The organism is Bradyrhizobium sp. BRP56 (assembly GCF_020194035.1).
GTDB classification, from domain to species: Bacteria; Pseudomonadota; Alphaproteobacteria; order Rhizobiales; family Xanthobacteraceae; genus Bradyrhizobium; species Bradyrhizobium australafricanum.
Genome location: NZ_JADYVV010000078.1, coordinates 1 through 13,213 on the forward strand (window position 1 = coordinate 1; position 13,213 = coordinate 13,213).

The following is a 13,213-nucleotide window of genomic DNA, read 5'->3' on the forward strand; positions in this document are numbered from 1 at the left end:
TCGTGGTCTCGCTGACCCCCAGTTCCGTCGCCAATTCGGCAACCGACTTCCTGCTGCGCTGGATATAGGCGCGCGTCTTCGGCGTCGTCGTGGCGTTCGCGTGCAGGCTCAGTTCCATGACCCGAGGTGCTCCCTGACAAAGGCCACGCCTCGTTCTACACCGATTCCATCAAACCAATCAGCAGGGACCAAACACGAAAGCAGGGACCCACAACCACGAATGGTTATTGTTGCGCGATGACTGAACGACGAATGCCTTCAACGGCATCCGCTGCGGAGTATGGGTCCCTGCTTTCGCACTAGCGTATATACATATCCTCCGCAGTCTTTCCGGAGTCTTCTCAAAGAGTTGGCCGAAAACTGCGGAGAACTTGCTCGTCTGCACTAGGGTTGCGCCCACCGATTTCGGCTCTCGCCTTGTAGCTAACCCCTTGATGATGAGTCGGTTTTCTAGCCTCGAAGAGATGTGTAAATGCCCTAGTGCTTTCGCAGGGACGACGTGTGGAGGGAGCCGCGGTCCCTCGGTTCAAACACTGCTGTCTCTGGAATACTGGGTCACCCGCATGCGACGGGTGATGACACCGACAAGCTGTTTGACAGGTTGAATCGGAAACCAACCACGTCATTGCGAGCGAAGCGAAGCAATCCATCCCATCGCATATCCCGAGCGATGGATTGCTTCGTCGCTTCGCTTCTCGCAATGACGGGTCGAGAGATTGATGGAGGTATCAAGAAACGGCTTGCCGAGCCGAAGCTCGCGGCCAAGGGCCCGCCTCCGCCCGTTGGGCTTCGGCGCCGGCGTCCGTCTTCGCTTTCACTACGTTCAAGCTACGCCGGACACGCTTCGACCTGAGGGTCTCCGCGTGGCTGCGCCACGCGAAGTCCGTAGCGAGATTTGTGTGAAGCGTGGCTTGCCGAGCCGAAGCTCGCGGCCACAAGCCCGCCTCCGCCCGTTGGGCTTCGGCGTGGCATCCTTCTCTCGCTGCGCGAGCGAAGGATGGTGGGTGCGACAGGGATCGAACCTGTGACCCCTACCATGTCAAGGTAGTGCTCTCCCGCTGAGCTACGCACCCAAAGCGTATTTGGATCGGGTCCCTATAACGGACGGCGGCGGGGCAGGCAAGGATACAAAGTGAAGGTTTTTTGCCGAATCAGGCCGCCAGCAACTTGTTCACTTCGCTGACCAATTCCCTGAGGTGCACGGGCTTGGCCAGCACCTTGGCGTTTTTCGGCGCCTCCGAATCGGAATTGAGGGCCACCGCGGCAAAGCCGGTGATGAACATGATCTTGATATCGGGATCGAGTTCCGAGGCGCGGCGCGCCAGCTCGATGCCGTCCATCTCGGGCATCACGATGTCGGTGAGCAGCATTTCGAACGGCTCCTCGCGCAGCCGCTGGTAGGCCGACATGCCGTTGTCGTGCGGCGAGACCTTGAAACCCGCGTTTTCGAGCGCCTTGACCAGAAAGCGGCGCATATCGGTGTCGTCTTCGGCGAGAAGTATTTTCGGCATGGCAGGAATCGTCGAATCCGGCTTGAGGAGCAGTCCGAACAGTAAGCCCGACAGACGGTAAATTTCGGGTGAAATTTGCGTCAAGCCAGCGGCAAATGCGCGCCACCCACTTGTGGACCGAACCGGACATCGAATCAACCGGGTGCCGCATTTGCTGCTTTTAAGACGCGTTCCAGCTGAAACCACACTCTTTTCACTTGGCAGAATGATCGCGATTACCGACAATGCGTGCCCATAAATCTCCGCTTTTCCGGCAGACTCAGTTGCTGCGGGGCGAGGCGGACGCAAGGGACGGCGCCAAGGGAATGACCGAATTTGCTGGCGAGTTGTCGCCCCCGTTCGAGATCGTTGAGCCGCAGGCCTGGCGCGCGCCGATCATCTTCAATTCCCCGCATTCGGGCTCGGTCTATCCGGCCGAATTCCTCGACGCGTCGCGAATCGATGTGGTGTCGCTGCGGCGCTCCGAAGACTCTTTCATGGACGAGCTGATCGCGGGCCTCAGCGATCGCGGCTTTCCGATCGTGCGGGTCAACTTCCCGCGCTCCTATGTCGACGTGAACCGCGAGCCCTACGAGCTCGACCCGCGCATGTTCACCGGGCGGCTGCCGAGCTTTGCCAATACGCGTTCGATGCGGGTGGCCGGCGGGCTCGGCACCATCCCGCGCGTGGTCGGCGACGGCCAGGAGATCTATCGCGAGCGGCTCGACGTCGACGAGGCGCTGCGCCGGATCGAGGTGCTCTACAAGCCCTATCACCGCGCGCTGCGCCGGCTGATCAACAAGGCGCACCAGGCGTTCGGCGCCGTGATCGTGGTCGACTGCCATTCGATGCCGTCGGTCGGCGTGTCGCGCGACGAGCCGCGCCGGCCCGACGTCGTGATCGGCGACCGCTACGGCACGAGCTGCGCGGCGCTATTGCCCGACCTCGTCGAGGAGATCATGAGCTCACTCGGCTATTCGATCGGCCGCAACAAGCCCTATGCCGGCGGCTTCATCACCGAGCATTACGGCAATCCGGCGAGCGGCCTGCACACCGTGCAGATCGAGCTCAACCGCGCGGTCTATATGGATGAGCGCCGCCGCGAGCGCGGCCCTCGCTTCGCGCAGGTGGCCGCCGACTTTGCGACCCTGGCCGATGCGCTGGCGAAAATCCCGTTCGGCGATCTCGGCCCGTTCCAGGCGGCCGCGGAGTAATCAATCCTTCGTCGGGCACTGCGATCCCGACGAAGTCATGAACCAGGAATTCAAGTTGGCGGCGCGATTAAGCGCCGAACTGGATTCTCAGTTCACTTGCGAAAACGACGGCCCAAGAAAAAAGGGCCGCTTGAATGAACAAGCGGCCCAAGTCTAGGGAGGAAACGCCCAAGGAGGGCAGCGATAGCGCGAGGCGCTACCGCACCGCAACAATATGCGACCGCGCTGCACAAAACGCAAGAACTTTCGAAACATTTCTTGGGTAATGTTGGAAAGTCTGGCGAAACTGCAACAGGCCGGAAGGAGCGGCTTTCCGTATGTAGGATCAATATCTTACAAGGAAAGCCCCGAGCGGTCGGCGCTTTGCGCATAGCTTGTATACCAGAATTCGCAACTTCGTGATCGAGGCCGGGACCCGGGGCGCTTTCGAATCCGAAGCCAAATCGAAAGTGCGGAACCGCGTCATCGGGCTGGATAACACTCCGTTAATCGTGCGCGCCGCGCCGGATTGAGCTAGGCAAGACCGCATCCGATTTCTACCGCGTCGTTTGCGCAGTTCAGGGACATGCCGTGACGGTCATCGACTTTACCGCCTTCATCGGCCGCCTCGCGACCGCATCCGGCGAAACCATCCTGCCCTTCTTCCGCACCTCGCTCTCGGTCGACAACAAGAGCTCGAACGATTTCGATCCGGTCACCGAGGCCGACCGGGCGGCGGAAGCCGTGATGCGGCGGCTGATCAAGTCGAACTTTCCCCAGCACGGCATCGTCGGCGAGGAGTTCGGCAATGAGCGCGAGGACGCCGACTATGTCTGGGTGCTCGATCCGATCGACGGCACGAAATCCTTCATCGCCGGCTTTCCGATCTGGGGCACGCTGATCGCGCTGCTGCACAAAGGTACGCCGGTATTCGGCATGATGCACCAGCCCTATATCGGCGAGCGCTTCTCCGGCGACAACGGCTCGGCGCACTACTCCGGCCCGTCGGGCGAACGGCGGCTCTCGGTGCGGCGTTGCGCCTCGCTGAAGGAAGCGACCGTCTTCACCACGAGCCCGCTGCTGATGAATCCGGATGACCGCGCCCGCTTCGGCCGCATCGAGAACGCGGCGCGCCTGTCGCGCTATGGCGGCGACTGCTACTCCTATTGCATGCTCGCCGCCGGCCATCTCGACCTCGTGGTCGAGACCGAGCTGAAGCCTTACGACATTGCCGGCCTGATCCCGATCATCACCGGCGCCGGCGGCGTCGTCACCACCTGGGACGGCAAGCCGGCACAAAGCGGCGGCCGGATCATCGCGGCCGGCGACCCGCGCGTGCACGAAGCGGCGATGAAGCTTTTGAACGCCTGAGTTCCCTGCCTGATTCTTGAGTTGCCGGGCGTCTGATCTGCGCCCATCCTGACCGCAACCAGAAAAGTCAGGGATGGGCGACATGACGATGCGCGGCAGGCTGCTGGCAGCCCTTCTCCTGCTTCTCGCGCCCGCCACGGCTTTCGCCCAGGATTTCCCGACCAAGCCGATCCGGCTGATCGTGCCGTTCCCGCCCGGCGGGCCGAACGACATCATCGCACGGGTGATCGGGCAGAAGGTCTCGGAGCTCGCAAGGCAACCCGTCATCGTCGACAACCGCGCGGGCCAGGGCGGCGTGCTCGGCACCGACGCGGTCGCGAAGGCGGCGCCCGACGGCTACACGGTGGCGATCGCGAGCGCCGGCGCGCTGGCGATCAGCCCGAGCATGGAGAGGGTCGCCTACGACACGCTGAAGGATCTCGCACCGGTGACGCTGGTCGCGACGGTGCCGGAGATGCTGGTGGTCGCCGCCAACGTGCCGGCGAAGAACATGAACGAACTGGTCGCGCTCGCCAGGGCGCAGCCGGGCAAGCTCAACTTCGCCTCCTCCGGCCCCGGCAGCCTGCCGCATCTCGCCTGCGAATTGTTCAAGCTGACGGCCAAGATCGACATCGTGCACGTGCCCTATCGCGGCGCCGCGCCCGCGGTGAACGACCTGTTGGGTCAGCAGGTGCAGATGACCTTCCTCGACCTGCCGGTGATCCTGCCGCAGATCAAGGCGGGCGCGCTGCGGCCAATCGCGCTCGGTGGGCGCGAACGCGCGCCGACCGCACCCGACGTGCCGACCACCGCCGAGGCCGGCATGCCGGACCTGATCATCGAGAACTGGTACGGCATGGTCGCGCCCGCACGCACGCCGCCCGCGATCCTCGCCCGGCTGAACCAGCTCGCCACCGCGGCAATGGCCGATCCGATCGTCAAGCAGAAGCTCGCCGAGCAAGGCCTGACGCTGGCCGGCGACACGCCGGAGCATTTCCGCGACTTCATCGCCGCCGACATCAGGAAATGGGCGAAGGTGATCCAGGACGCCGGCGTGGTGACGACGAAATGAGCCAGCCGTCAGCGCTGCGCTTCGGCGCGCAGATACTCCACGAGCTGCTTGGCCGCCCGCGGCAGCGCCTTGAAGCTGCGCGCGCAGATCGTCAGCCGGCGGTTGGCCCAGGCGTCGCGGATCCTTATCGTCGTGATCGGCATCGATGCCGCGCAGCGCCGCGCCGCGGTCTCCGGGATCACCGCGATGCCGACATCGGCGGCGACCATCTGGCAGATCGCGTCGAAGCCGCGCAGGCGGGCGCGGAAGCGCAGCCGCGCGCCGAGCTTTGCGGCGTGCCGCGAGATATGAACCTGCAGCGCGGACGTTGCCGTGAGTCCGACGAAATCGCGGCCGACCACTTCCTGGAAATCGATCTGGCGGCGGCCGCCGAGATCGCCGCGACGCGACGCCACCAGCATCAGGCGGTCCTCGCTGAACAGGAAGCGCTCGACGCTGTCGGGCAGCGCGTGTTCCGCGGCGAAGCCGAGATCGGCGGCGCCGCTGGCGATCGCGGTCGCGATATCGGTGCTCTCGCGCTCCTCGACATCGACGCTGATATCGGGATGCTCGTGCAGGAAGGCCGCGAGCGCCCGCGGCAGATGCTCCGACAGGCCCGAGGTGTTGGCGAGCAGCAGCACATTGGCGCGCACGCCGCTGGCATAGGCGGCGAGATCGCTTTGCAGCGCCTCGACATTGTGAATCACGATGCGGGCATGACCGAGAAGGCTCTCGCCCGCCGCCGTCAGTTCGACGCCGCGGCGGCCGCGCTTGAGCAGTGCGACGCCGAGCGCCTCCTCGAGGCCCTTGATCCGCTCGCTGGCGGAAGCCAGCGCAAGATTCGCGCGCGCCGCGCCCTGCGTGATACTGCGCGCATCGGCAACCGCGATGAACAATTGCAAGTCGATCAGGTCGAACCGCATGACGTTTCCCACCCCATACCTTCGGATCACCCGAAGGCTAACTCCGTAACCTCCAGATTGTGCCGTTCGCATCGATCGGTCAATGTGCCGCCATGGTCGACCATCTCCTGATCTTCATCGCTTTCGCCTTCCTGCTCGCCGGCTTCGTCAAGGGTACGCTCGGCCTCGGTCTGCCGACGGTCGCGATGGGGCTGCTCGCAACCACGATGGCGCCTGGCCAGGCGATCGCGATCGTGATCGTGCCGGCGATCGTCACCAATATCTGGCAGACCTTCGTCGGGCCCTATCTGCGCGACATCATCAAGCGGCTGTGGCCGCTGATGCTCGGCACCGTGGCCGGGATCTGGATCAATGCCGGGCTGCTGACCGGGCCATACGCGGCCTACGGCACCGTCGTGCTGGGCGTGCTGCTGATGATCTACGCGATCGTCGGGCTCAGCCGGTTCAGCTTCAAGGTCGCGCAGCGCGACGAGAAATGGATCGGCGGCATCGTCGGCGTCATCACCGGGCTGATCTCGGCGGCGACCGGCGTTCAGGTCATCCCCTCGATGCCGTTCATGCAGGCGATCGGCATGGAGAAGGACGAACTCGTGCAGGCGCTCGGCGTGTTCTTCACCACTGCGACCGTGGCGCTCGCGTTCAACCTCACGGCATCGGGCCTGCTGACGGCAGCCACCGCACTGCCGGGCGCGGTCGCGATGGCGGCGTCGTTCACCGGCATGTTCATCGGCCAGGCGGTTCGCACACGGATGCACCCCGAGGTGTTCCGCCGCTGGTTCCTGATCTCGATGATCCTGCTCGGCATCTATCTCGCCGGCAGCGCACTGCTCAAGATCCACGGCTAGAGCGGCAAAGCCAGAGCGCCAAGACGCGAGCTAGCGCGCCTCCAGCGTCGCGACGCGGACGCCGAGATAGATGAAGAGCGCGCCGAGCGAGCGGTTGATCCACGCGATCACGCCGGCCGATTGCCTGATACGGCGAGCAGCCCGCGCCGCGAAGGCCGCAAGACCAAGGCACCACAGCGTGCCGCCGGTGATGAAGATCAGCCCGAGCACCAGGAAGGCGAGCGTCTTGTGCGGCGAATCGGCCGCCACGAATTGCGGCAGGAAAGCCAGGAAGAACAGCGCCACCTTGGGGTTGAGGATATTGGTCAGCGCCCCCTGCCAGAACACACGCGAGATCGAGGTCTCGCCGCCCTGCCCCGTGATGTCAGCGACTGGCTTGGCGCGCGCCAGCAGCATCTGCAGACCGGTCAGCACCAGATAGGCCGCGCCGACCAGCTTGACGGCCAAGAACGCGGTCGACGAGGCCATCAGCAGCGCCGACAGCCCGATCGCCGCACCCAGCACATGAACCAGGCAACCGCAGCTGATACCGATCGCCGCAGCGGCTCCGCCGCGCCATCCGAGCTGAATCGTGCGTCCGATGATATAAGCGGTATCCGGCCCCGGTGTGACGTTGAGCAGCAGGCCGGACAGGACAAACAGCCAAAGTTCGTGAATTCCCAGCATGACAGTGAGATTAACCTATGCAAGTAACCGCCCGGAAAGGATGATCCGCCAGCCGGCGCCATCCCAGCGACATACGAATTCAGTAGAGAAACGACTGTCGATCCGTTGGTCGCATGCCAATTCCTGCTACTATGCATTATAGGTGCCTGCAAACCGGGCTTCCGCCGGACCCGGCCTGTCTTGTAAGTATCGGATTCGGTCACCTCGGCTAAGTGGCCATTCCAGGGCACAGGAGACATGGAAAGACGGCTCGCTGCCATTCTTTGCGCTGACATCGCCGGCTATTCCCGCATGATGGGTGCCGACGAGGCGGGGACGCATGCCTCGTTCAAGGCGCACCGCAGCGCGATTTACCCGATCATCCTCAACCATGGCGGCCGAATCGTCAAAAACACCGGCGATGGCTTCCTCTTGGAATTTCCGAGCATCATCGGCGCGATCGAGGCCGCCGTCGCGATGCAGACCCTGATGGCCGAGCGCAACGAACATCTGCCGGCCGACCGCGCCATGCACTTCCGGATGGGCGTCCACATGGGCGACGTCATGGCCGACGAGGACGAGGTGTTCGGCGACGACGTCAACATCGCCGTCCGTCTCGAGACGGTCGCAACGCCCGGCGGCATCGCGGTGTCGGACAAGGCCCGCACCGAAGCGGGACGGCGGCTTGCCGTCACCCTCGTCGACGCCGGCCCGCACCGCTTCAAGAACATCGCCGAGCCGGTCAATGTCTGGACCTGGGCGCCGGCCGGATCCGATGCCCAGGAGCAGGTTCCGGACGACGGCCCGCATCTGCCGGGGCAATACCGGACCGCAATCGTCGGCGTGCTGCCGTTCGACAATCTGAGCGGCGGCGCCGACGAATATTTCTCGGACGGCCTGACCGAGGACCTGATCCACGCGCTGTCGCTGCAATCCTTCTATCGCGTGCTGAGCCGCAACTCGACCTTCGCCTACAAGGGCAAGAACGTCTCGACGCGGCTGATCGCGCGCGAGATCGACGCGACCTATCTGATCCAGGGTTCGGTACGGCGCGCCGGCAACAAGATCCGCGTCTCCGCCGAGCTGATCGCGCCCGAGAAAGGCGAGCAGCTGTGGACCGGCCGCTACGACCGCGACATGGGCGACCTGTTCGCGATGCAGGACGAGATCACCGCGAATCTCTCCGCCGCCGTCGCGCAGGAGATCTATCGCGCCGAAGCATCGGCACCGGCGCGCTCGCCGAACGCCGAACTGACGGCGTGGGATCGCTTCCTGAAGGGGCTGTCGCACTACTACCAGCAGACCAAGGACGATTGCGAAACCGCGATTGCGCTGTTCAAGGAAGCGATCGAGCTCGACCCCGCGCTGTCGATCGCGCGCGCCTATCTGGCGCTGATCCAGATCCAGAGCATCCAGTTCGGCTGGATTCCGAGCACGCGCGAATTGTGGGCCTCGTCGGTCAGCCTGGCCGAGAGCAGCGTGCGGCTCGACCCGCGCTCCTCGTTCGCGTTTTCGCTGCTGGCCTATCTGCACGCGATGCAGGGCCATTACGAAGCCGCGATGGATGCCATCAAGCGGGCGATCGAGCTCAACCCCTACGACATGGGCGCGCGCGGCGTGCTGGGAATCTGCCACATGGTGATCGGCGATCATCGCAAGGCGGTCGATCTGTTCTCGACGGCGGTCCAGCGCGGCAACAGCGACCCGCGCTACCAATGGGCGGCGCTGAACGCATTCAGCCATTACCTGCTCGGGCAATATGACGCGTCGCTGTCGTGGTCGCGCGAGGGGCTGTATCTGAACCCGAACCATCTGCAGTGCCTTGCGGTGCGCACCGCAGCGCTCGCCCAGCTCGGCCGCGCCGACGAGGCCGCGCAGGCAGCCGAGGCCCTGCTCGCCAACCATCCCGAGCTGACGGTCGAGCGTCACTTGCGCAATTTCCACTGGAAGAACCCGGCCGACATCGCGCATTATCGCGACGGCCTCTTGAAAGCCGGCCTGCCGTTCGGCAAACTCGCTCTGGTTGCATCTACCTCGAAATTCGCCGTCGACTCCTGAGCGAATTCATCCACCGGTAATGGATGCTTTTTAAGCTGAAGCTTTTCAGGATGTGGTTTGATGTCCGATACGGCTGCAAGCGCGGCGCCCGCCCCGCAGATTTCTCCTGACAATCCCTGCCCGTTCCTGCGGGCGCTCGTCGCCGGCAACTATGTCGGCGGCCATATCGTGCCGCTGCCTGAACTGACCGAGACCATCGGGCGCGCAACCGGCAAGACCGGGTTCGAGGGATTCACCGCGCGGGCGAAGATCTTCATGGTGGCGCAGATCGCCAACGGCCTCGGTCCTTTCAGCCAGCTGCGCAGCCTGTTCCAGGGCGCCATTCTCGACGCGTTACGCAACGGCCCGCTCGACAAGCACGGCGCCGGCTCGCGCATCCTCGACCAGCACGCGGTGATCCATGAGGACGAGATCGCGCGGCTCGCGACCTTCGGCAGCGACTACAAGGCACCCGACGGCAGCGTCGAACGCGGGCTGTCGGCCGCCGAGATCAAGACCTTCATGGCGGCGAACTTCCAGCGCGCCAAGGACGAGCATCCGCCGTCCTACGGCATCCTGCACTGCTACTATCCGCTCCTGATGCTCGGCGAGTGGCCGGTGCTGCTCGACATCATGGGCAAAGGCGAAGGCAAGGACCGCTATCTCAGCGTCGCCGAGGTCAGGACGCTGTTCGTGGACAAGCGCTTTCCTGACCGGATCGTCGCGCTGCTACAGCGCTAGATTTTTGTTGGACGCGTTTTCTTCACGCGAACCGGTTTCCCCTTCGCTCGAAAACGCCATGTTTCACTTGAACAGCGGCGTGCCCGGCACGAACGCATCGAACGCCGCCCAGAATTGGCCGCGGTAGCGGTCCTGCTCCTGCAGGATCTCGTGCTTGGAGCCGGCGATCACGAGATGCGAGCCGGCGCGCAAATGATAGGCGAACTCCTCGATCGCGGCCGTCGACACCACCTCGTCATTGCTCGCCGCCAGCATCAGGATCGGCTGGCGGATTTCGGACGGATACGACATGCCGCGGAAGGTGCGCATCGCGGTGAACGCGGTGTCGGCCCAGGCGATCGTCGGCGCCGCGATGCCGAGCGTCGGATCTTCCTCCAGGATCGCCGCGTTGCGGGCATGGCGCACCGGATCGCTGGTGACGGGATTGCCGATGAAGGGCGCGAGGCCGACCAGTTCGTCGCTGCCGCCGGGAACATAGCGGCCGCCCTGCCCGGCCAGCCGCATGATCCGAAGCAGCGCGCTTGGGAAGAACGACACGCGGCGGCGCGGCAGGTCGATCATCGGCGCCGACAGCACCATGCGGTCGAACCAGCGCTTGCCGGCATGCGCGAGGCGCAGCATCACCGCGCCGCCCATCGAATGCGCCAGCGCGAAATAGGGCGGCGGGCAATCCGGCAGCACCACCTGCTGCACGAAGGTCTCGACGTCGACCTCGTAGTCGGCGAAGTCGCGCACATAGCCCTTGCGGGGATCGCGCAGCCGCCGCGACGAGTGGCCCTGCCCGCGCCAGTCGATCATCGCCACCGCAAAGCCGCGGTCGCGCAGATCGCGCACGGTCTCGAAATATTTTTCGATCATCTCGCCGCGCCCGCCGAACACGCAGACCGTGCCCTTGCGGCCGGGCGGCGGCGCCCAGCGCGCAAAGCGCAGCTCGGCCCCGTCTGGTGTCTTGATGGTGCCACTGACAACGTCGTCCGGAACCGGGTTGGCGGGAATCGAGACGAGCGTCATGAAGGGGACCGGAGTGGTGGGACAGGGTGGAGATCAAGGACGCCGGCGCCGAAAAATGCGACGCGGTTTCCGCCTCTTGAACGCGACGTGACCCCTCCCATATCACCTCCGTGCAGGCCGCTACCAGTGCTTCGGAACCGAAACATCAGGCTGCACACATCTAAGCCCGGCCCGATGGCGGGCGGGTAACTAAAACAGTCGCTCAATGGAGGACTATTCCTATGCGTAGCTACGACCTCACTCCGTTTTATCGTTCCACCGTCGGCTTCGACCGCCTCTTCAACCTGCTCGATCAGGTGACCTCGGACGGCAGCCCCGGCTATCCCCCCTACAACATCGAGCGCACCGGCGAGAATGCTTACCGGATCAGCGTTGCGGTCTCCGGCTTCTCGCAGGCCGAGCTTTCGATCGTCGCGAAGGAGAACACGCTGACGATCAAGGGCGAGAAAACCGCCAACGAGAACTCCGGCAACGGCTCCGAAGTGCTCTATCGCGGCATCGCCTCCCGCGCCTTCGAGCGCGTCTTCCAGCTTGCCGACTTCGTGCAGGTGAAAAACGCTTCGCTCGAGAACGGTCTGCTCCACGTCGATCTCGTCCGCGAGATTCCCGAGGCCAAGAAGCCCCGCAGCATTCCGATCGGCGGCGGCGAGAAGGCTCCGCAGGTCGTTGACGGCTCGGCCGGCAAGGTCGCCGCCTAAGCAACAAACCCCGCGTCAGCAGATATTGGCTGATTGCGAAAACGCCCCGGGAAACCGGGGCGTTTTTTGTTGCCGGTAACCGCTACTCCAATCCCTGCACCTTGGGCATTGCCTGGGTCGGCAGGATCGCGGGCGCCGGCGACGGCGACGGGGCACCCTGACCAACGGTCGGAGCCTCAGCTTGCTGGACGGCTTGCTGCGCAGCCTGGGCCTCGGCCGGCTTCGGGGCTGCGGCCTGCTCGGCCGTCGCGGGTGTGACTGCCTGGGCAGGCTGCTGCGGCGTGGCCACCTGCGGGACGGCGGCCTGAGCCGCCGGGGCCGGAGCCTGGGCTGCCGCCGGCGCTTGGGCAGCCGCCGGAGTCTGGGTCGCCGGAACCTGAGCCGCCGGAACCTGGGCCTTGGCCCCCAGCGGGTTCCGCTTCGGCACCGGCACGCGGCTGGCGACATGCGGGATCGGGAGTGGCGGGCGCGGCACCCGGGCCTGGATCGGCCGCGGCATCGGCCCGACGGGACCGTCGGTCGCGCTCATTTCCTCCTCGTAATTGTCGCCGAGCCGGGAGGCCGGCGTGAAGCGGATGATGTGGCCGTCGCGGGCATCGATCACCAGCCGGCCGTCGTCGCCGCCCTGGTCGATCACCGAGATCGTGTAGACGAACCCGCGCTGCCGGGGCGCGCCAAGCGGCAGATAGCCGTTCTCGCGGAGCACGGTATAGACCTCGACCGGCGGCAACAGGCTCGGGACCCGGCCAAAGCGCGGCGGCGGCGGAACCTCGGGCATGGCGGCATAGGGCCCGTCCATGTCGGATACCCTGACCAGAAGCGGGCTGCCGATCCGGGCGGACGTCGCCAGCTGGGCCTCGGCCGAGGCTGCGCTGAGCGCGAGGGCGGCGGCAGCAACCGAACCTGTGAACAACTTCATCGCCGTAACTCCTGTCTGCCCCGCCCTGGAGCGTTTCCGCTCTCTTGCCGGCTTGCCCGGGGCAAAACTTCAGTTTCAAATTCGGCGGTCCTTGGTCCCTCCTTGGGCCAGATCACGGCGTGTTTGCTTCGAATCGGGGGCGCCTCATTCCCGCCGAGCCGTTCGATCCGAGCATGCGGGCGAGGACTTCCTCGCGCTTGTGTGATAGACAAAAATTTGGCAAGGTCTAAGTTAGGACAGTAAAGCTGTCTCAATTTCGAGGCCATCCCGGCATAGGGATTGCAACGAGACCTCGGCGCCCCGAGCTCCG

General features: G+C 64.8%; 12 protein-coding genes, 1 tRNA gene and 1 pseudogene. 7 read left to right on the plus strand and 7 right to left on the minus strand.

The window, feature by feature from the left end:
• The 3 genes and pseudogenes from I6F38_RS36655 to I6F38_RS36665 all read right to left on the minus strand — a co-directional run.
• Positions 1 to 118, minus strand: a pseudogene (locus I6F38_RS36655) (IS481 family transposase); the annotation flags it as partial.
• 880 nt (positions 119 to 998) lie between these two features.
• Positions 999 to 1,073, minus strand: a tRNA-Val gene (locus I6F38_RS36660).
• A gap of 78 nt (positions 1,074 to 1,151) precedes the next feature.
• Complete coding sequence (locus I6F38_RS36665; RefSeq protein ID WP_016843340.1) at positions 1,152 to 1,511, minus strand: response regulator; 360 nt, start codon at positions 1,509 to 1,511, stop codon at positions 1,152 to 1,154.
• Between the two features lie 305 nt (positions 1,512 to 1,816).
• Here I6F38_RS36665 and I6F38_RS36670 point away from each other — a divergent pair, with 305 nt between their 5' ends.
• From I6F38_RS36670 to I6F38_RS36680, 3 genes are all read left to right on the plus strand, one after another.
• Positions 1,817 to 2,704: an N-formylglutamate amidohydrolase gene (locus tag I6F38_RS36670; protein WP_057016267.1), complete on the plus strand. Its 888-nt coding sequence runs from the start codon at positions 1,817 to 1,819 to the stop codon at positions 2,702 to 2,704.
• Between the two features lie 570 nt (positions 2,705 to 3,274).
• Complete coding sequence (gene hisN / locus I6F38_RS36675) at positions 3,275 to 4,054, plus strand: histidinol-phosphatase (protein WP_076827670.1); 780 nt, start codon at positions 3,275 to 3,277, stop codon at positions 4,052 to 4,054.
• 82 nt (positions 4,055 to 4,136) lie between these two features.
• Complete coding sequence (locus tag I6F38_RS36680; protein ID WP_225163828.1) at positions 4,137 to 5,105, plus strand: tripartite tricarboxylate transporter substrate binding protein; 969 nt, start codon at positions 4,137 to 4,139, stop codon at positions 5,103 to 5,105.
• An 8-nt stretch (positions 5,106 to 5,113) separates the two neighbouring features.
• On the opposite strand, the gene I6F38_RS36685 is transcribed toward I6F38_RS36680, so the two are convergent.
• The gene (locus I6F38_RS36685) at positions 5,114 to 6,007 is read right to left on the minus strand and encodes a LysR family transcriptional regulator (RefSeq protein ID WP_092087515.1); all 894 of its coding nucleotides are present in this window, start codon (positions 6,005 to 6,007) and stop codon (positions 5,114 to 5,116) included.
• A gap of 92 nt (positions 6,008 to 6,099) precedes the next feature.
• Between I6F38_RS36685 and I6F38_RS36690 the strand changes: the two genes are divergently transcribed.
• Positions 6,100 to 6,852, plus strand: coding sequence for a sulfite exporter TauE/SafE family protein (locus I6F38_RS36690; RefSeq protein ID WP_225163829.1), 753 nt, complete (start codon positions 6,100 to 6,102; stop codon positions 6,850 to 6,852).
• A gap of 30 nt (positions 6,853 to 6,882) precedes the next feature.
• Here I6F38_RS36690 and I6F38_RS36695 read toward each other — a convergent pair whose 3' ends face one another.
• Complete coding sequence (locus I6F38_RS36695) at positions 6,883 to 7,518, minus strand: LysE family translocator (RefSeq protein ID WP_225163830.1); 636 nt, start codon at positions 7,516 to 7,518, stop codon at positions 6,883 to 6,885.
• A 237-nt stretch (positions 7,519 to 7,755) separates the two neighbouring features.
• Here I6F38_RS36695 and I6F38_RS36700 point away from each other — a divergent pair, with 237 nt between their 5' ends.
• Positions 7,756 to 9,555 carry a tetratricopeptide repeat protein gene (locus I6F38_RS36700; RefSeq protein ID WP_057016253.1) on the plus strand — a complete coding sequence of 600 codons (1,800 nt, stop codon included), beginning with the start codon at positions 7,756 to 7,758 and terminating at the stop codon, positions 9,553 to 9,555.
• Between the two features lie 60 nt (positions 9,556 to 9,615).
• Entirely contained in the window at positions 9,616 to 10,275 is a 660-nt protein-coding gene (locus I6F38_RS36705) for a hypothetical protein (RefSeq protein WP_225163831.1), read from the plus strand.
• Between the two features lie 63 nt (positions 10,276 to 10,338).
• On the opposite strand, the gene I6F38_RS36710 is transcribed toward I6F38_RS36705, so the two are convergent.
• Positions 10,339 to 11,286: an alpha/beta hydrolase gene (locus tag I6F38_RS36710; protein ID WP_016844028.1), complete on the minus strand. Its 948-nt coding sequence runs from the start codon at positions 11,284 to 11,286 to the stop codon at positions 10,339 to 10,341.
• A 221-nt stretch (positions 11,287 to 11,507) separates the two neighbouring features.
• On the opposite strand from I6F38_RS36710, the gene I6F38_RS36715 reads away from it, so the two are divergent.
• Positions 11,508 to 11,984, plus strand: coding sequence for an Hsp20 family protein (locus I6F38_RS36715; protein WP_028341344.1), 477 nt, complete (start codon positions 11,508 to 11,510; stop codon positions 11,982 to 11,984).
• 82 nt (positions 11,985 to 12,066) lie between these two features.
• On the opposite strand, the gene I6F38_RS36720 is transcribed toward I6F38_RS36715, so the two are convergent.
• The gene (locus I6F38_RS36720) at positions 12,067 to 12,903 is read right to left on the minus strand and encodes a hypothetical protein (protein ID WP_225163832.1); all 837 of its coding nucleotides are present in this window, start codon (positions 12,901 to 12,903) and stop codon (positions 12,067 to 12,069) included.
• Between the last annotated feature and the right edge of the window lie 310 nt (positions 12,904 to 13,213).

What these genes read in the sequence shown, in the direction of transcription:
- I6F38_RS36665 (WP_016843340.1), bottom strand. Translation starts at nt 1,511, where the DNA reads ATGCCGAAAATACTTCTCGCCGAAGACGACACCGATATGCGCCGCTTT.
- I6F38_RS36670 (WP_057016267.1), top strand. Translation starts at nt 1,817, where the DNA reads ATGACCGAATTTGCTGGCGAGTTGTCGCCCCCGTTCGAGATCGTTGAG.
- I6F38_RS36680 (WP_225163828.1), top strand. Translation starts at nt 4,137, where the DNA reads ATGACGATGCGCGGCAGGCTGCTGGCAGCCCTTCTCCTGCTTCTCGCG.
- I6F38_RS36685 (WP_092087515.1), bottom strand. Translation starts at nt 6,007, where the DNA reads ATGCGGTTCGACCTGATCGACTTGCAATTGTTCATCGCGGTTGCCGAT.
- I6F38_RS36690 (WP_225163829.1), top strand. Translation starts at nt 6,100, where the DNA reads ATGGTCGACCATCTCCTGATCTTCATCGCTTTCGCCTTCCTGCTCGCC.
- I6F38_RS36695 (WP_225163830.1), bottom strand. Translation starts at nt 7,518, where the DNA reads ATGCTGGGAATTCACGAACTTTGGCTGTTTGTCCTGTCCGGCCTGCTG.
- I6F38_RS36700 (WP_057016253.1), top strand. Translation starts at nt 7,756, where the DNA reads ATGGAAAGACGGCTCGCTGCCATTCTTTGCGCTGACATCGCCGGCTAT.
- I6F38_RS36705 (WP_225163831.1), top strand. Translation starts at nt 9,616, where the DNA reads ATGTCCGATACGGCTGCAAGCGCGGCGCCCGCCCCGCAGATTTCTCCT.
- I6F38_RS36710 (WP_016844028.1), bottom strand. Translation starts at nt 11,286, where the DNA reads ATGACGCTCGTCTCGATTCCCGCCAACCCGGTTCCGGACGACGTTGTC.
- I6F38_RS36715 (WP_028341344.1), top strand. Translation starts at nt 11,508, where the DNA reads ATGCGTAGCTACGACCTCACTCCGTTTTATCGTTCCACCGTCGGCTTC.
- I6F38_RS36720 (WP_225163832.1), bottom strand. Translation starts at nt 12,903, where the DNA reads ATGAAGTTGTTCACAGGTTCGGTTGCTGCCGCCGCCCTCGCGCTCAGC.